The following is a 24,003-nucleotide window of genomic DNA, read 5'->3' on the forward strand; positions in this document are numbered from 1 at the left end:
GCAGGGCCCACATGGCGATCCACCAGTTGATACCGAGCTTTGTCCCCGGCGACGCCACCGGGCAGGCCGCGCTGCACCTGCAGCTCCTGCTGCGCCGCATGGGGCACGCGGGCGCGCTGTATGCGGACGAGGTGGGCCCGGGGCTCGAAGGGCTGGCCAGCCCCGCGTCCGCGCTGCGTCCCGAGCCCGGTGACCTGGTCCTCTACCACCATGGCATCGCCTCCCCGCTCAGCAGCCGGCTGATGCACCTGCCCTGCCGGCGCGGCATCGTCTTCCACAACATCAGCCCCGCGCGTTTCTACGAAGGGCTGCCGCTGGCGGACGCGCTGGTGGCGGGACGGGCCCAGCTCGCCGCGATGGCCCCCTTCGCGGATGTGGCCATCGGCGTGTCGGACTTCAACGCCGCCGAGTTGCGCGTCGCGGGTTACCGCAACGTCCACACGGTGCCCCTCTTCATCGAACCGGAGCGATTCTCCCGCGCCAGCGCGGACGCGAAGATGCTCCAGCGGCTCGAAGGTCCAGGCCCCGTGCTGCTCGGCGTGAGCCGGGTCATGCCGCACAAGCGCTTCGAGGATCTGCTCGCGCTCCACCGCGAAGTCCTGCGGCTGCGCCCCAGGCCCGCCTGTTGATGGTGGGCGGCTACGAGCCCGGCAGTCGGTACTTCCGCATGCTCCAGCGCGAGGCGCGCGGCCTGCGCGGCGTGAGCTTCCTGGGGCGCCTGAGCCACGCGCAGCTCGTGGCCGCGTACCGCTCCGCCTCCGTCTTCGTCTCCATGAGCGAGCATGAGGGCTTCGGCGTCCCCCTCATCGAGGCCATGGCCGCCGAGGTGCCCGTGCTGGCCTACGCGGCCGCCGCGGTGCCGGAGACCCTGGGCGGCGCGGGCGTGGCCTTCGACCAGAAGCGCTTCGCCTTCCTCGCGGAGCTGGCGGTGGACCTGAGCGAGGACCTCTCCCTGCGCGGGCCCGTCATCGCTGGACAGACGCGGCGGTTGGAGCACTTCTCCGCGCCTTCCGTGCAGACCGCCTTCACGAAGGCACTGGAGACGGTGCTCCCCCGCCCCACGCCTACGAAGTCCCGGAAGGCCCCCGAGCGTCCCCGGGTGGCGATGGTGGTGCAGCGCTACGGGGAGGTGACGGGCGGCGCGGAGAAGCTCGCCGCGCAGATGGCCGAGCACCTGGCTCCGCACTGGGACCTCACCGTGCTGACGACCTGCGCGAAGAACCACCTCGTGTGGGACAACGCGTTTCCGCCCGGCCCCGACGTCGTGGACGGCATCAAGGTGTTGCGCTTCCCGTCCGCGCGGGTGCGCAACATCCGAGGCTTCAACGGCCTGTCGCGGCAGGTGTTCGACAAGAGCAACGAGCGGCTGCGCGAGGAGCAGTGGGTGGCCGAGCAGGGCCCCATGTGCCCCGGCCTGCTGCACCACCTGGCCACCGAGCGCGACGCCTACGACGGCTATCTCTTCTTCACCTACCTCTACGCGCCCACGGTGTGGGGATTGCCGCTGGTGGCGGACCGGGCCCTGCTGGTGCCCACCACACATGATGAGGCCCCCGTCCGCTTCGGTGTGTATCGGGACGTCTTCGAACGCCCGCGCGCCCTGCTCTGCCTCACGCCGGAGGAGCACACGCTCATCGAGAAGTACTTCCCGAATCACGCACCCACGCGCGTGGTGGGCGTGGGCGTGGACCGGCCTCGGGCGGATGGCGCGCGCTTCAAGGAGAAGCACGGCATCCACCGGCACTACCTGCTCTACATCGGCCGTCAGGAGCCGGGCAAAGGCGTGCCCGAGCTGCTCGAGTACCACCAGGCCCTGAAGAACCGGTTCGAGGACGCGCCGGACCTGGTGCTCGCGGGCGACACCAACATGGAGCTGTCCGGCGAGGGCGTGCGCTATCTGGGCCGCATCGACGAGCAGGACAAACACGACGCGCTGGCGGGGGCGTTGGCGGTGGTGGTGCCGTCTCGCTACGAGAGCCTGTCGCTGCTGACGCTGGAGTCCTTCGCCCAGGGCACGCCCGTGCTCGTGAACGGGCGCTCGGACGTGCTGGTGGGGCAAGTGGAGCGCAGCGGCGCGGGCCGCGCGTACACGGACCTGGAGTCGTTCATCCAGGGTCTGCGCGAGGTGGGCTCGGAGCGTGGGCCCATGGGCAAGCGGGGCCTGGCGTACGTGAAGAAGCAGGGCTGGCCGCAGGTGGTGGCGGCCTACCGGGAAGAAATGCAACGCATCCTCGAGGAGAAGCGCCGATGAAGCTACTGGGACGGGACATCCCCGCGCGGGAGCTGATAGCCCGCATCGAGGAGCGCCTGCGCACGCGCGGCCTCCCCACCTCCGAGGAAGTGGAGCTGCCGCCCGAAGGCGTGGAGCCCCGGGTGGAGCCGCTGACCTTCAACCTGCATGCGCTGGAGGAGTACGCGGACGCCACGCGCGCCCTCCCCCTGCACACCCACCGGGGCGGCGTGGGACAAGTCGTCCTGCTGGCCAAGTGGGCCTTCCGCAAGTCGTGCCAGGTGTTCATCAACGAGGCGCTCGGCAGGCAGCGCGTGTTCAACGGACACGTGCGCGACTCCTACGCGCAGCTCTCCGCCGAGGTGCTCCGTCTGCGTCGCGAGGTGGAGGCACTCCGGGCGAGGTCAGTCCCCACGGCTTCCGATGCAGCGGTGCCGCGGCAGGAGCTCGCACAGCGACGCGAGCACGAAGCGGCCCCGTCCGCCGAGGCGCAGCCGCCAACCGCGCCGGTCTCCCTGACGGTTCCAGGCGTAGACACCGTGCTGCCCAAGCCGCGTGCCCCCAAGGCCCCGTCACGGCAGCCAGCTCGGCCGAAGCAGCCGGTGAGCGCGGCTTCCACGGAAGTGGATTCGACCTCGGCGCCTCGTGCGCCGGCCACGGGCGAACCGGTCACCAGCAAGACGGCCCGTGCGAAGAAGGCCGCGCCGTCTGCGCCTGCACAGCCCTCAGCGGAGGCTTCGCCGCGCCGGAGCGCCTCCGGACAGAAGAAGCGCCGCAACAAGAAGTCCCGTTGAAGCCCCCTGACGAGGGGCACGGCGCCTGCCCCGGACCTCCTGAACAGGCCGCGCGCCAGGACTTCGGACCGTGCGGCCTGGTGCGTGCGAGGCGGAAACGGGCCGACACCTTGCATTGACGGCCCATCTGCACCTGTGCTCAATCGAAAGCGTGCATGCGCCCTTCGTCAGCGTCGTCATCCCCGCCTACAACGAGGGTGAGCGGCTTCCTCGCTTCGTCGCGGAGCTCACGCGCGTGTTCCTCGAGCGGAGCGCCCCGCCGGTGGAGTTCGTCGTCGTCGACGATGGCAGCGCGCCCAAGCAGGCCGAACTCCAGCGCGCCAGCGTCGAGGCGGCCCAGGCTCGCCTCGCCACCGCGGGGGCGCGGCACCAGTTCACCTACGTGGCGGCGCCTCGCAACCAGGAAAGGGCTCGGCCATCCGGCTCGGCTGGCGTCACGCGTCAGCGGGCGTCACGTGGCTGGCCTTCCTGGACGCGGATGGCGCCATCAGCGCCGAGGAGTTTCACCGACTGGTGGCGCTGAGCGCCTCGGAGATGGCGCAGAACCTGGACGTCCTGGCCGGCTCACGCATCCTCATGGCCGGACGCCGCGTCGTGCGCAGCCTCCACCGCCACCTGCAGGGCCGCATCTTCGCCACGCTCACGGATGCGAACTTCAAACTCCACTTCTACGACACGCAGTGCGGAGTGAAGTTCGTCCGCGCGGACATCCTGCGGCCGCTCCTGGACGTCCTCCAGGAGCAGCGCTGGCTGCTGGACGTGGAGTTGCTGGTGATGCTGAAGCGCCAGGGCGCGCGCTTCCTGGAGGTCCCCATCGACTGGGAGGACTTCGGAGGTTCCAAGGTCATCCCAGGGCTCGACGCGGCGCGCATGTTCTGGGGGCTGCTGCAGCTGCGTCGGCGACTGGAGCATGTGTCCCTGCCTACCCACCGTGACGCGTTGCCCGAAGGCGAGCCACACGCCCAGCGGTAGGCAGGAGCGTCACTGTGTAGGCGTGCAGCCCCGCCCTGCCTGTACGGCGACGCCGGCCCTCACCTCCAGTGACAAGCCCGCTTGATTTCCGGACGGCACACCGCGAAATAGGTCCCGCCTGGAAGCCGTTTCTCCAGGTTCCTCCCACACTGTTCGTGACATGCGCGCCTTGACTGACCTGCCCTCCGACCCCACCCCTCCTCTGACCCTGGGCCTGCCGGGCTTCGTCTTCGAGGACCTGTATCGTCCCGCTGGTCTGCGCCGGTTGGCGGAGCGCTTCGACGCACAGCTCACCGAGGATGAGCCCGAGCTCTTCCAGGCCTTCGACGCGTACCGCAAATCTGGCGGCACGAGCGTCAGCGGCGCCGCGGAGTCGGACCTGCTCGTCCGCGTGTCTCGCCACGTGTCGCGCTTCGTCACGCGCCTCTTCCGAGTGGAGCAGGAGCTGGAGCGCCTGTCCGGCCGCCTCAAGGGCGAGCTGCCGCTCTTCGACTTCAAGCGCGAGTTCATCACCCGCCGCGTCTTCAAGAAGGGCGCCGCGGACCGCCCGGCGCTGGCGGAGTTCCCCTCGCTGGACGCGCGCATGCGGCTGATGCTCCAGCTGGGCTTCCCGGAGGCGCTGGCCACCGGGGACCTGGAGCGGGGTCTGGCGGAATCCGTCCTCTCGCTGATGGACCTGGAGCGCCTGTTCTCCAACGCGCTGCCCGCCGAGCGTCAGGGCGAGGCGGAGGCCCTGCGCGCCCGCTGGTCCGCGCTGCGCGAGGTGCTGCTGTCCACGCCCGAGGGCAAGGACGCCTTCGGCTCCAGCCTCGTCACGCAGGGCGATGACGCCGCGGAGCTCCAGTCCGTGCGCGCGCTGCTGTCGCTGGCGGACCGTTGGACCTACGCGCGGGCGCTGCATCCAGAGACGAAGGACCTCTTCCACGCCTGGCCCACCCACCGGATTCCCAAGCCGCTGGTGTTCGACCAGCTCGTCCAGCTCCAGCGCCCGGACAACGAGCTGCCCGAGGCCACCGAAGGCCTGGAACACCACCTCCGCCACCGCGACGGCTTCAAGCTCACCGACCGCCGGGGCACCTCGCGCGACGTGATGAACGAGGTGGACTACTGCGTGCTCTGCCACGAGCGGCAGAAGGACTCGTGCACCAAGGGCTTCCCCGCCAAGGACCCGGTGGCCGAGGGGCACCACTACAAGAAGAACCCGCTGGGCATCCCCCTCAACGGGTGCCCGCTCGACGAGCGCATCTCCGAGGCGCACCTGCTCAAGCGTGAAGGCAACTCCGTGGCCGCGCTGGCCATGGTGACGCTCGACAACCCGATGTGCCCGGGCACCGGCCACCGCATCTGCAATGACTGCATGAAGGCCTGCATCTTCCAGAAGCAGGAGCCGGTGAACATCCCCCTGGCGGAGACAGCCACGCTCACGGACGTGCTGAACCTGCCGTGGGGCTTCGAAATCTACGGCCTGCTCACGCGGTGGAACCCGCTCAACGTCCGCCGCCCGTACGCGCTGCCCTACGTGGGCCGCAACGTGCTGGTGGTGGGGCTGGGTCCCGCCGGCTACACGCTGTCGCACTACCTCCTCAACGAGGGCTTCGGCGTCACCGGCGTGGACGGCCTCAAGATTGAGCCCTTCCCCGACGCGCTCGTGGGCCGCAATGGCCACTCGCTCCAGCCCATCCGCGACTGGTCCGCGCTCACCAGCGAGTTGGACGAGCGCATCCTGGAGGGCTTTGGCGGCGTGTCCGAGTACGGAATCACCGTGCGCTGGGACAAGAACTTCCTCACGCTCATCCACCTCACGCTGGCGCGCCGGGAGAGCTTCCGCATCCACGGCGGCGTGCGCTTCGGTGGCACCCTCACGGTGGAAGACGCGTGGGCGCTGGGCTTCGACCACATCGCCATCGCCGCTGGCGCGGGCCGCCCGACCATCATCGGGATGAAGAACAACCTCATCCGGGGCATCCGCAAGGCCAGTGACTTCCTGATGGCGCTCCAGCTCACCGGCGCGTTCAAGAAGGACTCGCTGGCGAACCTCCAGGTGCAGCTGCCCGCCATCGTCATCGGCGGTGGCCTCACCGGCATCGACACCGCCACGGAGCTGATGGCGTACTACCCGGTGCAGGTGGAGAAGGCGCTCGCCCGCCACGAGAAGCTGGTGTCCCAGGTGGGCGAGGAGGCCGTACTGGCCCGCCTCGACGCGGAGGAGCGCGCCACCTACCAGACGTTCCTGGAGCATGGCCGCGCCGTGCGCGAGGAGCGCCAGAAGGCGAAGGCCCTGGGCCGCGACCCGGACTTCATCAAGCTGGTGCGCGCGTGGGGCGGCGTCAGCCTCGTCTACCGCCGCAGCCTCACCGAGTCCCCCGCCTACCGCCTCAACCACGAGGAAGTGACGAAGGCGCTGGAGGAAGGCATCCGCTTCATCGAGCGCATGAGCCCGGTGGAGGCCCTGCCGGACGCCTCCGGCGCGGTGCGCGCGCTGCGCTTCGAGCGCATGGTGACGGTGGACGGCAAGCTCAAGGGCAGCGGCCAGTTCTTCGAGCTGCCCGCGCGCACGGTGTGCGTCGCCGCCGGCACGTCCCCCAACGTCACGTACGAGAAGGAATACCCGGGCACCTTCCAGCTCGACGCGCGCGGCGAGTACTTCCAGAGCCACGAGCTGGTGGACGCCGAAGACGGCTTCTCGCTGGCGCCCGTGAAGGCGAAGGAGGACCCGGCCGCGAAGACGGGGTTCTTCACCTCGTACCAGAAGGACGGCCGCTTCATCTCCTTCTACGGTGACAACCACCCGACCTATGCGGGCAACGTGGTGAAGGCCATGGCCAGCGCGAAGGACGGCCACCCGCAGGTGGCGCGGCTGTACGCCAAGGAAGTGGCCGCGCTCGACTTCACCGACGAGGTGGCCCAGGCCGCGCGTGACGCGCGGCGCGCCGCGCACTTCGCCGGCTGGACGAGGCGTTCACCGCCACCGTGGTGGCCGTCAACCGGCTGACGCCGACCATCGTCGAGGTGGTGGTGCGCGCGCCCTTCGCGGCCAGCCACTTCTCGCCCGGCCAGTTCTACCGGCTGCAGAACTTCGAGCGGAACGCGCCCGTGGTGGACGGCGTGCGCCTCACCATGGAGGGCTTGGCCCTCACCGGCGCCTGGGTGGACAAGGAGAAGGGGCTGATGGGCACCATCGTGCTGGAGATGGGCTCGTCCTCGCGCCTGTGCGCCGCGCTCAAGCCCGGTGAGCCCGTGGTGCTCATGGGCCCCACCGGCGCGCCCACGGAGATTGGCCACAACGAGACGGTGGTGCTCGTGGGCGGCGGCCTGGGCAACGCGGTGCTCTTCTCCATCGCCCGCTCGCTCAAGGCGGCCGGCTGCCGCGTCGTGTACTTCGCCGGCTACCGGCAGAAGTCGGACTCCTTCAAGCACGACGAAATCGAGGCCGGCACGGACCAGATTGTGTGGTCCGTGGACACCGGGGACACGATTGAGGCGCGCCGGCCGCAAGACGCGGCGTTCCGGGGCAACGTGGTGCAGGCGATGGTGGCCTACGCGGAGGGCAAGCTGGGCCCCGCCCCCGTCATCTCCCTGGCGGACGTGGACCGCATCATCGCCATCGGCTCGGACGGAATGATGCGCGCGGTGGCCGAGGCGCGGCACGGCGTGCTCCAGCCGCACCTCAAGCCGGGACACGAGGCCATCGGCTCCATCAACTCGCCGATGCAGTGCATGATGAAGGAGATCTGCGCCCAGTGCCTCCAGCGGCACGTGGACCCGGTGACGGGCAAGGAGACGTGGGTGTTCTCCTGCTACAACCAGGACCAGCGGCTGGACCAGGTGGACTTCGTCAACCTCCGGCAGCGCCTGCGCGGCAACACCGTCATGGAGAAGGTCGCCGACGTCTACCTGGCGCAGCTCTTCAAGCAGGCCCCGCACCTCAAGCGCGTCTGAGGCGAGAAGGCGGGGCCCGTCTTCACCGGCGTGTGCCGGTGAAGACGCGAATCATCTCTTGGTAGTTCTGGATGAGGTCTTCCTCACGCGTCAGGACGACGTCGATGTTCGCATCGCCGTAGTCGCGGCGGGCATCGGCCAGCGTCTGGAAGGCCTCCACCTGGGCGCGCATCGACGCCACCTGGGGCGCCATGCCCTGTTGCTGCTCGGGCGGAAGCTTCGCCTGGAGCGCCTCCAGTTTCTTCAGCTCCTCTTCGTATTGGAGCGTGCGCCCCAACTGCCGCTGGCTGACGACGGCGGTGACGACCTCCGCGATGCCGTTGACGTCCGCCTCGGAGAGCTGTGCCTCGCGGCGCGCCTCGGCCTCCGCCTTGGCCTTGGCCTCCACCACCTTCAGGCCCTCGCGCGCGGCGGCCATGGCCTCCGGGGTGCCGGCGTCCACCAGCGCCCCCAGGTTCTGCAGGCCCTTCATGAGCGAGGCGTACACCTCCAACATCCGCCGCTGATAGCCCACGTACGCGTCCAGCTTCTCCTTCGTCACCGTGTAGGGGCCTGCCTCCACCACACCGTCGGAAGCGCCGGGGGCCTGCTCGCCCACCACTCCGGCGGGCGGCCCGGAAGCGTCCTCGGGTTTCTTGCAGGCCGAGAAGGCCACGAGCACCCACAGTCCCCACAGCACCTTGCGCACGCGCTTTCCTCCAGACGGGACATGTCAGCCCCTCATGTATGCTCCGGCAACCTGGGCGGTGAGAGGCGTCCCGCCTCTGTCTGTCACGGTGGGGTTGTTCCGGCCACTGAACAATCGCCGCATTACCTTTGACCAACCCTGCCGCGCTCGTGTACGAACCGCGGTTCTGTCGAAAGCGGTGGAGGGAATTTGAGGCTTTTCCTGGTTAGGCACGCGGATGCGGACGCGGAGATCCCCGAGGGTCTCGGTGACGAGGCACGCGCCCTCACCGCGAAGTCCCGCACCAGCACCGCTCAGCATTTCGCTTCGCTGACCGAGCGCATTGGTCCCGTGGGGCGCATCCTGACCAGCCCGCTGGTTCGCACGGTGCAGACGGCGCAGATCCTCTCCATCTCCACCAGGTTCGAGGGCCCGCTGAAGGTGCATCGCTGCTTGCTGCCCGACATGCCCGTGGGCGCGGTGGAGCCGGTGCTCAACGAGTACGCGGACGAGAACCTCGTCCTCGTGGGTCACCAGCCGTCCATGGGCGCCCTGGCGGCCCATCTGCTCGGCATGCAGTCCTTCCCCAAGCCCGTCAACCCGGGCACCGTCATCGGCCTGGAGCGCGCGGAGGGGGAGTCTTCACCGGCGTTCAAGTTCCTGTTCTACGCCGCCCCTGGTCAGCAGGTGCTCGACATCATCCAGTGAGGCCATTGCGGCCATGATGGACGAAGCTCGCTACAACCAGTTGGTCTCCGCCGCGTTCAAGCGCATCCTCGCCGCGGCGGACACCATCGACCCTGACATCCTGGAAGCCGACAGCACCGGCGACATGGTGACGCTCACCGCGGCTTCGCGGGAGAAGTGCATCGTCAACACCCAGCGCGCCGTGCGGCAGATCTGGGTGGCGGGCCAGGGTCAGGGCATCCACTTCGACTACGACGCGGCCACCGGCACCTGGAAGGACGACAAGGGCCGGGGCCTGGAGTTGATGGCGTTCGTCGCGGACGTCGTCCGCGGCATCACCGGGACGGACTTCGTCTATCCCGGCTGAGTCCTGCCGCTCGCGGCCTCCACCCAGTCCCCACCCGCGGCCTGAGCGCGACGCAGGGCTTCTCCAGCCTCTTTGAGGAGGCTGCCGAAGCTGACCTGGGACAGGGCGCCCGCCACGGGTCCACGGCCCGGCGGGGGCTCTGAGACGGCGACGCCCACGGAGGCGCTGGCGCCCTCGTAGGCCGTCAGGGACTTGATGAGCTCGCGCAGGCGCTGCCCCACCACCAGCGCGCCGGAGCGCGGCGTGTGCGGAAGGAAGACGACGAAGCGGCTGTCCGCGAAGGGCACGGCGACGTCGATGTCGCGCACTCCGGACACCAGCAGCCCCAGGGCCTCGGCGAGCGCGAGCTTCCGCGCGGCGGGGGCCAGGGGCGCGGCTTTCTCCGCGAACTTGTCGATGTCCACCAGCAGCACGGCGATGGGGTAGCGGTAGCGCCGGCTGCGCTTCACCTCCATCAACATCAGCCGCTTGAGGAACTCGAAGTCCGGAGAGGAGCCGACCACCGCCAGGTCGGACCGGCTGATGCGGCTGCCACCTGGGACAGGCGTGGGGGCGAGCGCGGGGAAGGCGCCGGAGTGCCGGGCACCCACCGTGGGAGGCTGAGCGCTGGCCGCCGGTGTCGCGGGGCTCGCGGTGGCGGCGTCAGACGCGCTCGACGATGCAGCACCCGAATCCGTAGGTTTCGCCGCCCAAATAGCCGGAGCCTCGGGCGAAGACGTCTGCGCGGACGACGGCTCGGGACTGGCTCCTGACGCAGCGACGGCCTCCGTGGCCTCGGGCCCGTCCTCGGACGCTGGCCCGGCGGCATCCGACGCATCGGCCTCTGGCTCCGCGTGGAGCAGTGGAAGGTCGTCTTCCTCGGAAGCCTGCGTCTCCGCTGTGGCTGAAGCAGACGCCGCGCCCGCATCCGGGGCCGTGCTGCCCGCTTCGGAGGACGGCGACGTGATGGGCTCTTCGTCCAGCTCAGGGGGCAGTGACGCGGACTTCGCGCCGTGGCCCTCGGAGAACGACGCTTCCGCCTCGCGCGGCGGTGGCACCACCCGCGCCTGTGCGCTCTCCGCTTCCGGTGCCTCTTCGTCGAGCGGCGGCGGAGGGGGCATGCCCCGCGCATCCACGCTCTCGACAGGTGCATCCACGCCGTCGAGCGGCGGCGGAGGCGGAACCATCCGCCCGCCCAACGCGCCCGGCAGCGGAGGGGCTCACTCGCGTGTGACGCCCCATCAAACGGGGGTGGCGGCGGCCGTGCGCCCACGGAACCCGCCCGCCGCAGCGCCTCCTCGCGCTGGACGAGCAGGGACACGCACGTCAACACCGTGGGGCGCTTCAGCGGCCCCACCAGGCACCCGTCCGCGCCCGCCTGGGCGGCCCGCGTGTCCGCCTGCTCCTCGTCCGGCGAATACAACAGCAACACCGGCGCGGCGAGGCCTTCGGCCCGCATGCTCCGGCACAGCGCCTCACCGTCCAGGGCGCCCGTTCCGGACGCCAGCAGGACGGTGGGCATTCGCTCCCTCACCGTGCGCAGCGCCTCGTCGGCGCTGCTCACCCAGGACACTTCATGACCGGCGGATTCGAGATAGCGGCGCAGAACGCCCGCCACCGGTGCGGAGGGCTCGGCGAGGACGATGGAGGACATCAAACCTCCATGACCTCCTTCTCCTTCTTCTTCACGATTTCATCCACCTGCGTGATGCCCGCGTCGGTCTGCTTCTGCACGACCTCGGTGATGCGCTTGTGGTCGTCCTCGGTGATCTTCTTGTCCTTCAGCTGCGTCTTCAGCGCCTCGTTCGCGTCGCGGCGGAGGTTGCGGATGGTGACCTTGAACTCCTCGCCCTTGGTCTTCACCTGCTTGGCGATGTCCTTGCGGCGCTCCTCGGTGAGCGGCGGGAAGGGCAGGCGAATCATCTCGCCGTCGTTCATCGGGTTGATGCCCAGGTTCGCCTCGCGCAGCGCCTTCTCGATGTCCTTGAGGACGCTCTTCTCCCACGGCTTGATGGTGATGAGCCGGGGCTCGGGCGCGTTCACGCTGGCCACGCCCGACAGCGGCGTCGGCGTGCCGTAGTAGTCCACCCGGACGCCATCCAGGATGGCGATGCTGGCGCGGCCCGTGCGGACCCTCGTCAGGTCCGTGCGCAGGCCCTCGAGCGACTTGTCGATACGGCCCTTCAGTTCGGCGACGACGTCTCCACTCATTGCGTTCTCTCCTTGAGTGCTTGCCGGTGGGTCGGGACTCAGGCCCAGACCGTCTCGCTGCCACCCACCAACGTACCAATGTCCCCGTCACCCAGCACCGCGCGGCGGATGTTGCCCCGCTGCGTCAGGTCGAACACGATGATGGGCAGCTTGTTGTCCATGCACAGCGAGATGGCCGTGGAGTCCATGACGTTGAGATTCTGCTTCAACACGTCCATGTAAGTCAGCGACCGATAGCGCCGTGCGGTGGGGTCCTTCTTCGGGTCCGCGCTGTACACCCCGTCCACCTTGGTTGCCTTCAGGATGACCTGCGCGTTGATTTCCATGGCGCGCAGGGAGGCGGCGGTGTCGGTGGTGAAGTACGGGTTGCCGGTGCCCGCCGCGAATATCACCACGCGGCCCTTCTCCAGGTGGCGCACGGCGCGCCGGCGGATGTACGGCTCGGCAATCTGCTCCATCTTGATGGCGGACAGCACGCGCGTGTGCAGGCCCTTCTTCTCCAGCGCGTCCTGCATGGCCATGGAGTTGATGCAGGTGGCCAGCATGCCCATGTAGTCGGCGCTGGCGCGGTCCATGCCCTCCGTGGCGCCCGCGACGCCCCGGAAGATGTTGCCGCCGCCAATCACCAGCGCGACCTCCACGCCCGCCTGCGCCAGCTCGATGACTTCCTCGGCGATGCCCATCAGCGTGGGCGGATGGATGCCGTACTTCCCCTCCCCCATCAGGGCCTCGCCCGAGAGCTTGAGGAGAATGCGCTGATACGGGAGCGGCTTCTTCGTGTCGGAGGACATGCGCCACCGCTTCTATCCCCCGCTCCGCGAGGGATCAACGCTGGAGTCGGTGGGCCGCCCCCACATCGTCCGCTGGCGGTCGCACGGGGAGGGGCCAATCAGACCCGCAAAAGCGAGGGCCGCGTCGCCCGGACGCCCCGTGAAGGGTGTTTCCGGTGCGCGCGGCCCTTGTCAGCCCTGCGTCCAGGCTCGCGGCCCCGAGGGGACCGCGGAGGCCTTACGCCTGGCCCAGCGTCTTGGCGACTTCGGCGGCGAGGTCGTCCTTCTTCTTCTCGATGCCCTCACCCAGCTCGTAGCGGACGAAGCGGCGCACGGAGACCTTCTCGCCAATCTTCGCGGCGCGCTCGGAGATCATCTCGCCGACCTTCTTCTTGTCGTCCTTCACCCAGAGCTGGTCCACGAGGCACACGCCCTCGTAGTACTTCTCCATCTTCCCGACGAGGATCTTCTCCAGCATCGCCTCAGGCTTGCCCTGCTGCTTGAGGAGCTCGCGCTGGATGTCCTTCTCCTTGTCCAGGTTGTCCGTGGGGACCTCCTCACGACGGACGAACTTGGGGCCGGCCGCGGCAATCTGCATGGCCACGTCCTTCACCAGGTCCTGGAAGTCGGGGTTGCGAGCGACGAAGTCCGTCTCGCAGTTCACCTCGACGATGACGCCGATGCGGCCACTGTGGACGTAGGTGCCGATGACGCCTTCGGAGGCAACGCGGCCTTCCTTGCCAGCGGCCTTGGCGATGCCCTTCTTGCGCAGCCACTCCTCGGCCTTGGCGAAGTCGCCACCCGACTCGGCGAGCGCCTTCTTGCAGTCCATCATGCCCGCGTTGGTCCGCTCGCGGAGCTCCTTCACCATCTGGGCGCTAACTTCGGCCATCGTCGTCTCCTGCCTCCGCCACTCCAAGGCGCACTGCGCCGGGCGGAGCATTGTAAGTTCAAGGGGATACTGCGGCACCAGGGAAACAGAGGCGGCCGGGGAGCTGGCGAACTGATGCCACCCGGCCGCTTCGGCACTGACGTGAGGAAGGGACGGCTACTCGGCCGCCGCCTCACCCTCGGGAGCGGCCTCGGCGGCCGGCTCGGTGGACGCGACAGGGGCCGCGCCCTTCATCTCAACGAGGGGGCCACGGCGGTCGCCGCCACGGTCACCACCCCGGTCGCGACGGTCGTCGCGGCGGTCACCGCGGCGCGGGCCACGGCGGTCATCGCGGCGGTCGCCACGGTCGTCACGGCCCTCGCGCTCCTCCTGCTCGTCGCGCTCGGCGGCGCCCGAGGCGCGGTAACGCGCGGCGCCCTCGAGGCAGGCCTCGGCGATCTTGGAGGTGAACAGCTTGATGGAGCGGATGGCGTCGTCGTTGCCGGGGATGACGAAGTCGATGCCGTCCGGATCGCAGTTGGTGTCCACCAGGCCGATGACCGGGATGCCCAGGCGGCCCGCCTCGTGGATGGCGATGTGCTCCTTCTTCGGGTCGATGACGAAGACGCAGCGGGGCAGCTTCGACATCTCCTTCACGCCGCCCAGGTTCTTCTCCAGCTTCTCGCGCTCACGCTCGAGCTGGGCGACTTCCTTCTTGGGCAGGCGCTCGAAGGTGCCGTCCTCGGCCATCTTCTCCAGCGTCTTCAGGCGGTCGATGCCCTGCTTGATGGTCTTGAAGTTGGTCAGCGTGCCACCCAGCCAGCGGCTGGTGACGAAGAACTGACCGGCGCGCGAGGCCTCCTCGCGGACCACGTCCTGCGCCTGCTTCTTGGTGCCGACGAAGAGCACCGAGCCACCGCGCGCGGTGATGTCCGCCACGAAGCGGAACGCCGAGCGGGCCATCACGACCGTCTTCTGCAGGTCGATGATGTAGATGCCGTTGCGCGCGCCGAAGATGAACGGCTTCATCTTCGGGTTCCAGCGCTTCGTCTGGTGGCCGAAGTGAACACCGGCCTCCAGGAGCTGCCTCATCGTGATGCCACCGGCGGCGGCCATCGCCTGCTGCTGCGTCTGCGTGTCCTGCGTTTCCATGTCGTCTCTCCGGTTGTTCCGCCACGCCCGAGCAAACCTTCCGGCCGAAACGACCGCGGAGGAGCTCCTCTCCGAGGAGAGGCCCTCACCCACGGAAGCACCGGCGACCGGCACGGGCGTGTGTGTAGTGGGTACTGCCTGGGGTCGACTGCCCCCCGACCCCATACCGTGGGGCCGGGCGTCCTTAACAGAACCCCTCCGGGCCGCGCAAGCTTCGCCGCACCGCCCGTCCGGGCAGGGACGGCACATGCCGTTCCCCCGCCCTCCTATCGTCCCAGCGAGGCCCCTTCGCCCCGCCAAGACAGCACCGGCGCGGTGCCTCCCCAGAAGGGTTGGCGCCGCGCCGGCGTCCTCCACGATGAGCCTGTCAGTCAGCCCGCGTCCTAGACGCTGGCCTCCGAGGCACCGTGGCACTTCTTGTACTTCCGGCCGCTGCCGCAGGGGCAGGGGTCGTTGCGGCCCACCGCCGGCCTGCTGGCCGCCGCCGGACGCGCCGCCGCGGCCACCGAGCCCTCATCCAGCTTGCCGTCCGCCGTGGCGCGTCCCTCCACCGCCTTCTTCTGCTGCTGCGCGAGCTGGCGCTGGATGCGGGCGGCCTCTTCCGCCGCGCTGGAGGCGGAGCGGGGCTGCACGTGCATGAGCTGGGTGACGAACTGCGCCTTGATGGCGGAGAGCATCTGGATGAAGCCCTGGTAGCCCTCCTTCTTGTACTCCTGCTTCGGGTCCTTCTGGCCGTAGCCGCGCAGGCCGATGCCCTGACGCAGGTGGTCCATGGCCAGCAGGTGGTCCTTCCAGAGCCGGTCGATGGTCGCCAGGTAGTTGTACTGGAGGAAGCGCATGAAGTTCTCGCCGAACTCCTCCTCGCGCGCCTGGAAGACCTTCTCCGCCGCCTTGTAGATGTGCTCCTGGAGCTCCTCGCGGTTGCCCACGCCCTCGAAGTTCATCTCGAGGTTGAAGGTCTCCTTCACGCCCTGCTGGAGCGCGGCGATGTCCCAGCCCTCCACGCCCCGGGTGGGCGCGTAGGTGTCGGTGAGGGACACGATGACGTCCTCCATCGAGTCCAGGATCAGCTCGCGGAAGTCCGCCCAGCTGACGGTCCGCTCGGAGCGCGTCTTGATGCGCGTCTTCGGATCCTCGTCGTACTCCACCAGCGGCACGCCCGCGCCCGCGGCCAACACCTGGCGACGCAGCTTGTAGATGGTGCGGCGCTGCTGGTTCATCACGTCGTCGTACTCGAGGAGGTTCTTGCGGATGTCGAAGTTGTGGCCTTCGACCCGCTTCTGGGCGCCCTCGATGGCACGTGACAGCCACACGTGCTCGATGACCTCGCCCTCCTCCATGCCCAGCCGCTCCATCAGGCCCTGGATGCGCTCGGACCCGAAGATGCGCATCAGGTCGTCCTCGAGCGACAGGAAGAAGCGGCTGCCACCCGGGTCACCCTGGCGGCCGGCGCGGCCACGCAGCTGGTTGTCCACGCGGCGCGACTCGTGGCGCTCGGTGCCGATGATGAAGAGGCCGCCGGCGTTGTGGACCTCCTCGCGCTCCTTCTTCGTCTGCTCCTCGAGCTTCGCCTTGGTGTCGGCGAACTTCTGCTCCCACGCCGCGAGCTCCGCCTCGTAGGCCGTCAGGTCCAGCGGCTGCCCGTCCGGGGCCGACGTGGGCGGCTCGGGCGGCGGCCCCATGGACGCCTTGGCCAGGACCTCCGCGTTACCGCCCAGGAGGATGTCCGTTCCGCGGCCGGCCATGTTGGTGGAGATGGTGACGGCGCCCTTGCGGCCGGCCTGCGCGACGATGTCCGCCTCGCGCTGGTGCTGCTTGGCGTTGAGGACGTTGTGCGGGATGCCGCGCTTCTTGAGGAAGCTCGCCACCACCTCGCTCTTGGCGATGGACACCGTGCCCACGAGCACCGGCTGCCCGTTCTTGTGCAGCTCCTCGATCTCCGCCGCCACCGCCTCGAACTTCTCGCGCTCCGTCTTGTACACCACGTCCTGCAGGTCCTTGCGGATGGGCGGACGGTTGGTGGGGATGACGCGCACGTCGAGGTTGTAGATCTTGGCGAACTCCTCCGCCTCCGTGTCCGCCGTGCCCGTCATGCCGGCCAGCTTGGAGTACATGCGGAAGTAGTTCTGGAACGAGACGGTCGCGAGCGTCTGGTTCTCGTTCTCGATCTTCACGCCTTCCTTGGCCTCGATGGCCTGGTGAAGGCCGTCCGACCAGCGGCGTCCCGGCATCTGGCGGCCGGTGAACTCGTCGACGATGACGACCTCGCCGTCCTTCACCACGTAGTCCTTGTCGCGCTTGTAGAGCGTGTGCGCGCGCAAGGCCTGGTCCACGTGGTGCAGCATCTCGATTTCGCCCGGGTCGTACAGGTTGCCCACACCCAGCCGCTTCTGGAGCTTCTCGATGCCGTCATCCGTGAGGGACACGGAGCGGTGCTTCTCGTCCAGGGTGTAGTCCTGGTCAGGCACCAGCCCGGGGATGACCTGGTCCACCCGGTAGTACTTGTCGGTGCTGTCCTCGGTGGGACCGGAAATGATGAGCGGCGTGCGGGCCTCGTCGATGAGGATGGAGTCCACCTCGTCGACGATGGCGAAGTTCAGCTCGCGCTGGACGTAGTCCTGCAGGCGGAACTTCATGTTGTCGCGCAGGTAGTCGAAGCCGAACTCGTTGTTCTGCCCGTAGGTGATGTCCGAGCGGTACGCCTCCTGCCGCTGCTTGTCGTTCAGCTCGTGCAGCACGCAGCCCGTCGTCATGCCCAGGAAGCGGTAGACGCGCCCCATCCACTCCGCGTCGCGGCGGGCCAGGTAGTCGTTCACCGTGACGACGTGCACGCCCCGGCCGGACAGCGCGTTGAGGTAGGTGGGCAGCGTCGCCGTCAGCGTCTTGCCTTCACCGGTGCGCATCTCCGCGATGCAGCCCTCGTGGAGGAACATGCCGCCAATGAGCTGCACGTCATAGTGCCGCTGGCCGATGACGCGGCGCGCCGCCTCGCGGGTGATGGCAAAGGCCTCGAAGAGCAGGTCGTCCAGCGAACGGCCGTTCTGGATCTCCTGCCGCATGCGGTTCGTCTCGGAGACGAAGTCCTCGTCCTTGAGGGCCCGCATGCGGGTTTCCAGCTCATTGACCCGGGCGACCTTCGCGTGGGCCTTCTTGAGCTCGCGCTCGTTCTTGGTCCCAATCAGTTTCTTCAGCGTCCATTCGATCATTCGGTCGGCTCTCTCGCCGGAGAATCCTCGAAGGACGGCGGCGAGTGAAGGGAAATCCCTGGAGGTGTAAGGGAGAAACGTATGGAAACCACGTGCGTCCGCCGAAACTTCCACTCGGCAGGCCGCCCACCACGCAGCGGCTCAGAGTAAAGCGGAACCCAGCCCACGCAATGTCCCCCACACGAAATCAACGCCGAGGCCCCTCCCGGCCTTCACGACGACCTCCCTCCCGCCATCCGGGCCGCCCCGGAGCGCCGCCTAACCGCCAGGGCCCTGCCCCCGGGGGCAAGCCCCCTGCACACACCGCGCCGCCCGCCCCCAGGGTCCCTCCCCGGGCCAAGGTCCCCGCCATGCCCGCCCGGACGCTGGCCGCCCGGCCCGGGCGCTGGCTGTGGACCTGCCGCGCGGGTTTCGAGGCCCACCTCTTCGAGGAGCTGGAATGGGCCGGCGCCGAGCCCCGTCTGCTGGGCGAAGCCCTGGTGGAGAGTGACGCCGTCTCTGGCCCTCCGCCCGCCTTCGCCCGCGCAGGCTATCAGGTGGCGGCCACCCTGACAGCCACGAACCCCGAAGCCATCGCCGACGCGGCGGCCCGGGCCGTGCTGGCGCTTCCCGGGCGGGCGCCCTGGGCGGTGCAGGCATTCACGCCCGACACCCCGCGTGGCAACGCCCTGGCCCCTGTGGCGGAAGCCCTGGAATCCGCCGTGTCCGCCAGGCTGCCGGCAGAGCGCCGCATCGAGGACGCCCAGCGGGCACGCGAGGCGGGGGCGCTGCTGGTGTCCCTGTGTGTGGCGCCGGATGAGGTGACGGTGGTGGGCGCGGTGCACGCGCGCGAGGCCGTGTCCCTGGCGGCGGGCGGACGCAGGCGCATGCGGCGGGCGGGAGACGCGCCGTCGCGCGCGGCCATGAAGTTGGAGGAGGCCCTGGACGGACTGGCCTTCGAGCCTGGGCGCGGCGATGTGTGCGTGGACCTGGGCGCGGCGCCGGGCGGCTGGACGCAACGGTTGGTGAGCCGCGGCGCGAAGGTGGTGGCGGTGGACCCGGCCCGGCTGATGCCGGAGCTGACGGGGAACCCGCGCGTGAAGCACGTCCAGGAGAGCGCCTTCGCCTATGCGCCCGACGAGCCGGCGGACTGGCTCTTCTGCGACATGGCGTGGCGCCCCCTGGAAGTGGCGCAGTTGCTGGCCAAATGGGGCCGCCGCGGTTGGGCGCAGCACCTGGTGGCCAACATCAAGCTGCCCATGAAGGACAAGAACCCCCTCCTGCTGCGGGTACGCCACACGCTCGTCCAGGAGGGCGGCTGGGAGGGGCTCACCGTCCGCCAGCTCTACCATGACCGGGATGAGGTCACCGTCACCGCGCACAAGATGAAGTGAGCCCCTGCGCCTTCGCGATGGACGCGCTACACAAGGAGCGCAATGCCCTACCCACTCGACGACGCCACGGCCACCGCCCTCATCGCCCTCCATCCCTGGGTGCTCACCCGCAGCCCCCAGGCCCCGGTGCAGGCCGCCGTGGAGGTGCTCATCCAGGCGGAGCAGGCCCGGCGTGGCCAGCCGGACGCGAAAACGGGCGCGCTCCAGGTGCCGGCGCTCACCCAGGGCAACCTCCTCAAGGAGGAGTACGACTTGTCCACCCACGGCCATCATGACGGGTGGCGCGTGGGCGCCGTCATCGCGGACGTGCAGGGGATGATCAACGTCAACGCCCGCTTCGGCTTCCCCACCGGGGACGCGGTGCTGCGCGCCACCGTGGAGTCCCTCTCCGCTCAGTACCCCGGCGCGAAGGTGGTGCGCATCCACGCGGACGCTTTCGCCGCCCTGCTCGTGCCGACGTCGCAGCTCACGGTGGAGGAGCACCTCGCCGCGCCGACGCGCGAACGGTTGGCGCAGGGCGTGCGCGCGGTGCTGCCCCCGGGAACGCCCGACGCGGACGTGCCCTCATGGACGGTGAGCCTGCTGGAGTTGACGGTGGACGCGCCCTCGCACTGGCAGGTGCTGGGACCGCTGCTGTGGGCGGAGCTGGAGCGCACCCACGTCATGGAGCGCACCGGCCGCGCGCAAGGGCTTCAGCGCAGGCGCATCCGGCTGGATGGTTCCATTCCCGGCCCCGCGACGCTCTGAGACTGCGCGGTCGCACCTGAGCGCCAGGCCATTCTGGCCGTCCTTGCTGGGGGCGGCCAATGCACGCGCTCCCGGAGCCTCAAGGGTGCTCACGGGGGAGCGTTCCTTCACCAACCGCTCCCGGAGCCCTTCGGGCTTCCACGGGAGCGCGCTCCTTCCGTCCGCAGCGAGGCGCCTCGACGAACCACCGAGACGTCATCCCTCCGCGCCGGCTACTCCTCGAGGATGAACTTGCGGGGATTCTGCCCAATGCCGTTGACGCGGACCTCGTAGTGGAGGTGCGGGCCCGTGGAGCGGCCGGTGTTGCCGACGGCGGCGATGTGCATGCCGCGCTTCACCTTGTCGCCGGCCTTCACCAGCATCTTCGACAGGTGGCCGTAGCGCGTCTTGATGCCGTAGCCATGGTCGATGACGAGCACGTTGCCGTAGCCGCCCTCCAGGCCCGCGAACACCACCGTGCCGTCCGACGGCGCGAAGACTTCCTTGCCGTGCGGCGCCGCGATGTCCATGCCGCCGTGCATGACGCGGTCCGCGGTGTACGGGTCCAGGCGCGAGCCGAAATCACTCGTCACCCAGCCGCGCGCGGGCCAGATGGACGGAGTGGAGGCCAGCAGTGACTTCTGGTCCTGGAAGTAGGCCTGCAGCTCCTGGAGGCTCTGCTCCTGGCGGGTGGCCTCCGCGCTCAACCGGTCCAACCGGCCCATCAGCGCCTTGGGCGTCTCCGTGGAGGTCAGCTGCGTGAATTGCGTGTCCGTGGCAGGCGCGGACGTGCCCGCCTCGGGCTCCGTCGGGCCCATGGCCAGGTTGCGCTGAGGATCGGACAGCAGCGTCACCGCGCGCAGCTTCTGGTCGAAGCGCTCCACCCGATCCAACGTGGAGCCGATGTGCTCGATGCGCTCACGCACCGACTTGAGCTGCGAGCGCAGCGTCAGGTTCTCTTCGCGAAGGATGCGGTTCTCGGAGGCGTCCGCGGCCACCTGGAAGTAGTGCACGCTCGCACCCACGCCCAGTCCCACCACGAGCATCAGTCCCATCCCCACCTGGGTGAGAAAGGACCGCTGGATGGTGTACCGCTTGACCGGAGCGTCATGGTCCGGAATCACCATCAGTGTGAAGGACTTTTTCGCCACGGGACAGCTCCCCTGCTTGCGTGGGACTACTGGCGCAGCAAGCTAAGTCGCTTGCTCTCGCGCAACACCTCCCCCCGCCGCCTACCCCTCCCGCTTCGTCGCCCACCGGCATTTCGACTCGGCTGGAAACGTTGGGGCAGCTACCACTCACATTCGAAGAGTGTCAAGGTCAACAGACCCGCAGGGAGGTCTGCAGGCCACGTGCAGACTCTGGGTGTGTCAGGCTTCCACTCGCACGACGATGACGGTGATGTTATCGTCACCGCCACGCTCGTTGGCGAAGTCGATGAGACGCTTGGGGACCTCTTCAAAGGTCCGCGCCTTCACCACGGTTTCGTGGATCTCCCGGTCCTCCATCATGTTCGCGAGGCCGTCCGAACAGAGGAGAAAGACGTCGCCGGGCTCTGACACCAGCCCCATGACGTCCACCTGCACCTCCTCCTCGAAGCCGACGGAGCGGGTGATGATGTTCTTGTAGCGGGAGTGCTTCGCCTCTTCCGGGGTAATCATCCCCGCCTTGATCTGCTCGTTGACCAGCGAGTGGTCCTCGGAGATCTGCTGGATGAGGTCGCCGCGGATGAGGTACGCGCGGCTGTCACCCACATGGGCGAAGAAGGCGTGCTCGTCGCGCACCACCAGGGAGATGACGGTGGTGCCCATGCCGGACAGCCGCGCATCTTCCTGCGCGGCCGTGAAGATGGCCAGACAGGCCCGCTCCACGGCGGTGCGGAGCGCCTCCGGAATCGGAGAGTCCTGGAGATTCGGGACGGAAAGGAAGGGGTTGTCCTTGCCTTCCCGCGCCCGGCGCATCTCTTTGTCGATGGTCTCCACCGCGATGCGGGACGCAGTGCCCCCACCCGCATGGCCGCCCATTCCGTCGGCCACGACGTAGAGCTGGAGCTCATCATCAATGAGGAAGCTGTCCTCGTTGTGATTACGTTTGCGCCCGACATCCGTCAGGCCGGCGGAAATTATCTTCAAGCGGGAGGCCGCGGTCTGCCCTGCGGTGCTGGACACACCCGGGATGCTATGTGAGGCCCAAGGATGGGGCAAGGACACGGATGCAACTGGCGCATTTCACGCGGTGCGTCGGAGCCGACCCCGGGGGGCACCCTCCGGTCCAGACTCCCTGCGGGCCCGGGTCCCTAGCGCCCTGTTGGCAGAACGCACCAGGGCCTCCGCCGCTCCCAGGGCCTCACGCGTCACCTCGACCCCCGACATCATCCGCGCCAGCTCCCGGGTCCGTTCTGCCCCCGCCTCCAGCACCACCACCTCCGAGACAGTGCGCTCGCCCTTGAGGCCCTTGCGAATGAGCAGGTGGGCATCCGCATAGGCGGCCACCTGCGGCAGGTGGGTGATGCAGAGCACCTGACGGTGACTGCTCACATCCTTGATCATCCGCCCCACCACGTCCGCGATGGCGCCGCTGACGCCCGCGTCCGCTTCGTCCAGGATGTAGCACCCGCCCCCGTCACTGTCCGCCAGGGCCTTCTTGAGTGCCAGCAGCAGGCGGCTCGCCTCACCGCCAGAGGCCACCTTCGCCAGCGCTCGCGGCGGCTCGCCAGGGTTCGCGCTGAAGAAGAACTCCACGTCATCCATGCCGTCCGGGCGCAGCGACTCCGATGGCGTCACCCGCACCTCGAAGGCCGCCTTGCCCATGGCCAGCTGCCCCAGGCCCTCGCGCACCTGCGCGGCGAACGTCACCGCACTGGCCGCACGCGCCCGTGTCAGTGCCGCGGCGGCCTTCCGGGCCCGCTCCTCCACCTTGCGGCGGTCGGCGGCCAGCTCCTCCAGGATTTCCTTCCGGTTCTCCAGCGTGCCCAGCTCCACCTCGATTTCGCCCCGCTTCTTCAGCAGGCCATCCAGGTGCGTGCCGTGCTTGCGGCACAGACGCTTGAGCGCGTCCAGCCGCTCCTCCACGTCCGCCAGCCGCGAAGGGTCCGACTCCAGCCCCTCCACGTACCGGTTGAGCCGCCGCTGCGCCTCCTCCAGCTCCGACAGCGCGGTGCTCAGCGCCTGCGCCACCGGCGCCAGCGTGGCGTCACACTTCACCGATTCGTGCACCAGCCCCAGCGCACGGCCCACCGTCTCCACGGCGGACTGCTCCTCGCCGGACACCAGCAGCTCCGCTTCCGAGGCGTGGCGCTTGAGCTTCTCCGCGCCGCCCAGCCGCTTGCGCTCCGCGTCCAGCCGCGCGTCCTCGCCGGCCTCCGGGTCCAGGCGCGTGATTTCATCGAGTTGGAAGCGCAGGAACTCGGCGCGCTCGCGCACCTTCGCCTCGTCTCCGCCCAGCGCCTCCATGCGCGCGTCCACCTCGCGCAGGCCGGTGTACTCCCGGAAGAAGGCCGCGAGCACCTCCTCCAGGTTGCCGTACCTGTCCAACAGCACCCGGTGCAGGCCCGAATCAAAGAGGCTGACGTGCTCGTGCTGGCCGGCGATGTCCACCGCCCCACGCGTGAGCTTGCCCAGCACGCCCACTGTCACCAGCGAGCCGTTGACGTAGGCCTTGCCGCGCCCGGTGCGTCCCAGCACCCGGCGCACCAGCACCTCTTCTCCCAGGTCCGGCAGGCCCAGCTCCTCCAGCCGGGTCTCCAACGCGGGAGTCCGCGCGAAGACGCCCTCCACGGACGCCTCCTCACAACCGGCGCGAATGACATCCGCGTCGGCGCGCCCCCCGAGCAAAAGGCCCAGTGCATCCACGAGGATGGACTTGCCCGCACCTGTCTCACCCGTGAGGACGGTGAGGCCGGCTCCGAACGCCACCTCCACCTCCTCGATCACCGCCACGTTCGAAATCCGCAGACCCAGCAGCACGCGCGCCCTCCAATGTCCGTACGACGGCTCTGGTACCTGAACACCCTAGCAGGTCCGACTGACACTGCACAGGCGTTCGGGTTGAGCGCACGGA

17 protein-coding genes and 3 pseudogenes are annotated in these 24,003 nt (G+C 69.1%); 9 read left to right on the forward strand and 11 right to left on the reverse strand.

Annotated features, from left to right (window positions below; all coding sequences use genetic code 11):
• Window positions 1-11 precede the first annotated feature (11 nt).
• The 5 genes and pseudogenes from QEG98_RS28915 (at window position 12) to QEG98_RS28935 (ending at window position 7,935) form a co-directional block, all read left to right on the forward strand.
• Window positions 12-2,251: pseudogene (locus tag QEG98_RS28915) on the forward strand (glycosyltransferase family 4 protein).
• Entirely contained in the window at window positions 2,248-3,024 is a 777-nt protein-coding gene (locus QEG98_RS28920; RefSeq protein ID WP_316563604.1) for a hypothetical protein, read from the forward strand. The pseudogene QEG98_RS28915 and the gene QEG98_RS28920 overlap by 4 nt, the downstream one beginning before the upstream one ends.
• 151 nt (window positions 3,025-3,175) lie before the next feature.
• Window positions 3,176-3,547, forward strand: coding sequence for a glycosyltransferase (locus QEG98_RS28925; protein ID WP_316563605.1), 372 nt, complete (start codon window positions 3,176-3,178; stop codon window positions 3,545-3,547).
• Window positions 3,538-3,996 carry a hypothetical protein gene (locus QEG98_RS28930; RefSeq protein ID WP_316563606.1) on the forward strand — a complete coding sequence of 153 codons (459 nt, stop codon included), beginning with the start codon at window positions 3,538-3,540 and terminating at the stop codon, window positions 3,994-3,996. The genes QEG98_RS28925 and QEG98_RS28930 overlap by 10 nt, the downstream gene beginning before the upstream one ends.
• 160 nt (window positions 3,997-4,156) lie before the next feature.
• A pseudogene (locus QEG98_RS28935) lies at window positions 4,157-7,935 on the forward strand (FAD-dependent oxidoreductase).
• Window positions 7,936-7,957: 22 nt separating this feature from the next.
• Here the strand turns inward: QEG98_RS28935 and QEG98_RS28940 are convergent.
• A complete protein-coding gene (locus QEG98_RS28940) occupies window positions 7,958-8,623 on the reverse strand; it encodes a hypothetical protein (protein ID WP_090489995.1) in 666 nt (221 codons plus the stop codon).
• A 189-nt stretch (window positions 8,624-8,812) separates the two neighbouring features.
• Between QEG98_RS28940 and QEG98_RS28945 the strand changes: the two genes are divergently transcribed.
• Window positions 8,813-9,310, forward strand: coding sequence for a SixA phosphatase family protein (locus tag QEG98_RS28945; RefSeq protein WP_090489996.1), 498 nt, complete (start codon window positions 8,813-8,815; stop codon window positions 9,308-9,310).
• A 13-nt stretch (window positions 9,311-9,323) separates the two neighbouring features.
• Window positions 9,324-9,656: an iron donor protein CyaY gene (gene cyaY / locus QEG98_RS28950; RefSeq protein WP_316563607.1), complete on the forward strand. Its 333-nt coding sequence runs from the start codon at window positions 9,324-9,326 to the stop codon at window positions 9,654-9,656.
• On the opposite strand, the gene QEG98_RS28955 is transcribed toward cyaY, so the two are convergent.
• The 7 genes and pseudogenes from QEG98_RS28955 to secA all read right to left on the reverse strand — a co-directional run bounded on the left by QEG98_RS28955 (window position 9,644) and on the right by secA (window position 17,845).
• Window positions 9,644-10,792: a diguanylate cyclase gene (locus QEG98_RS28955; RefSeq protein ID WP_316563608.1), complete on the reverse strand. Its 1,149-nt coding sequence runs from the start codon at window positions 10,790-10,792 to the stop codon at window positions 9,644-9,646. The two genes, cyaY and QEG98_RS28955, sit on opposite strands and share 13 nt — an antisense overlap.
• Before the next feature lie 230 nt (window positions 10,793-11,022).
• A pseudogene (locus QEG98_RS42270) lies at window positions 11,023-11,289 on the reverse strand (diguanylate cyclase); the annotation flags it as partial.
• Window positions 11,289-11,846 (reverse strand): ribosome recycling factor, encoded by a 558-nt coding sequence (gene frr, locus QEG98_RS28965; protein ID WP_090489999.1) that lies wholly within the window; start codon window positions 11,844-11,846, stop codon window positions 11,289-11,291. The gene frr and the pseudogene QEG98_RS42270, both read right to left, overlap by 1 nt.
• A 38-nt stretch (window positions 11,847-11,884) precedes the next feature.
• Window positions 11,885-12,637 (reverse strand): UMP kinase, encoded by a 753-nt coding sequence (gene pyrH / locus QEG98_RS28970; protein WP_090490000.1) that lies wholly within the window; start codon window positions 12,635-12,637, stop codon window positions 11,885-11,887.
• A 217-nt stretch (window positions 12,638-12,854) separates the two neighbouring features.
• Window positions 12,855-13,508 (reverse strand): translation elongation factor Ts, encoded by a 654-nt coding sequence (gene tsf / locus QEG98_RS28975; RefSeq protein ID WP_171444882.1) that lies wholly within the window; start codon window positions 13,506-13,508, stop codon window positions 12,855-12,857.
• A 156-nt stretch (window positions 13,509-13,664) separates the two neighbouring features.
• Window positions 13,665-14,639, reverse strand: a complete 975-nt coding sequence (rpsB, locus tag QEG98_RS28980; protein ID WP_141589136.1) for a 30S ribosomal protein S2 — start codon at window positions 14,637-14,639, stop codon at window positions 13,665-13,667.
• A 383-nt stretch (window positions 14,640-15,022) separates the two neighbouring features.
• Window positions 15,023-17,845: a preprotein translocase subunit SecA gene (gene secA, locus QEG98_RS28985; RefSeq protein ID WP_090490002.1), complete on the reverse strand. Its 2,823-nt coding sequence runs from the start codon at window positions 17,843-17,845 to the stop codon at window positions 15,023-15,025.
• 350 nt (window positions 17,846-18,195) lie between these two features.
• Between secA and rlmM the strand changes: the two genes are divergently transcribed.
• Together rlmM and QEG98_RS28995 are read left to right on the forward strand one after the other, a co-directional pair.
• A complete protein-coding gene (gene rlmM, locus QEG98_RS28990; protein ID WP_171445329.1) occupies window positions 18,196-19,218 on the forward strand; it encodes a 23S rRNA (cytidine(2498)-2'-O)-methyltransferase RlmM in 1,023 nt (340 codons plus the stop codon).
• A gap of 42 nt (window positions 19,219-19,260) precedes the next feature.
• Window positions 19,261-19,965 (forward strand): diguanylate cyclase, encoded by a 705-nt coding sequence (locus tag QEG98_RS28995; protein WP_090490004.1) that lies wholly within the window; start codon window positions 19,261-19,263, stop codon window positions 19,963-19,965.
• Window positions 19,966-20,177: 212 nt separating this feature from the next.
• On the opposite strand, the gene QEG98_RS29000 is transcribed toward QEG98_RS28995, so the two are convergent.
• The 3 genes from QEG98_RS29000 to recN form a co-directional block, all read right to left on the reverse strand.
• A complete protein-coding gene (locus tag QEG98_RS29000) occupies window positions 20,178-21,095 on the reverse strand; it encodes a M23 family metallopeptidase (protein WP_011555313.1) in 918 nt (305 codons plus the stop codon).
• A gap of 219 nt (window positions 21,096-21,314) precedes the next feature.
• Window positions 21,315-22,112, reverse strand: coding sequence for a Stp1/IreP family PP2C-type Ser/Thr phosphatase (locus tag QEG98_RS29005; protein ID WP_011555314.1), 798 nt, complete (start codon window positions 22,110-22,112; stop codon window positions 21,315-21,317).
• 60 nt (window positions 22,113-22,172) lie between these two features.
• Window positions 22,173-23,909: a DNA repair protein RecN gene (gene recN / locus QEG98_RS29010; protein ID WP_316563610.1), complete on the reverse strand. Its 1,737-nt coding sequence runs from the start codon at window positions 23,907-23,909 to the stop codon at window positions 22,173-22,175.
• Window positions 23,910-24,003: the final 94 nt, after the last annotated feature.

Origin of the sequence: Myxococcus sp. MxC21-1 (assembly GCF_032612255.1) — a bacterium.
Taxonomy (GTDB): domain Bacteria; phylum Myxococcota; class Myxococcia; order Myxococcales; family Myxococcaceae; genus Myxococcus; species Myxococcus virescens.

Coding starts and splice junctions, on each gene's coding strand:
- QEG98_RS28920 (WP_316563604.1), top strand. CDS start 2,248: ATGAAGCTACTGGGACGGGACATCCCCGCGCGGGAGCTGATAGCCCGC.
- tsf (WP_171444882.1), bottom strand. CDS start 13,508: ATGGCCGAAGTTAGCGCCCAGATGGTGAAGGAGCTCCGCGAGCGGACC.
- rlmM (WP_171445329.1), top strand. CDS start 18,196: ATGCCCGCCCGGACGCTGGCCGCCCGGCCCGGGCGCTGGCTGTGGACC.
- pyrH (WP_090490000.1), bottom strand. CDS start 12,637: ATGTCCTCCGACACGAAGAAGCCGCTCCCGTATCAGCGCATTCTCCTC.
- frr (WP_090489999.1), bottom strand. CDS start 11,846: ATGAGTGGAGACGTCGTCGCCGAACTGAAGGGCCGTATCGACAAGTCG.
- QEG98_RS28995 (WP_090490004.1), top strand. CDS start 19,261: ATGCCCTACCCACTCGACGACGCCACGGCCACCGCCCTCATCGCCCTC.
- cyaY (WP_316563607.1), top strand. CDS start 9,324: ATGATGGACGAAGCTCGCTACAACCAGTTGGTCTCCGCCGCGTTCAAG.
- rpsB (WP_141589136.1), bottom strand. CDS start 14,639: ATGGAAACGCAGGACACGCAGACGCAGCAGCAGGCGATGGCCGCCGCC.
- secA (WP_090490002.1), bottom strand. CDS start 17,845: ATGATCGAATGGACGCTGAAGAAACTGATTGGGACCAAGAACGAGCGC.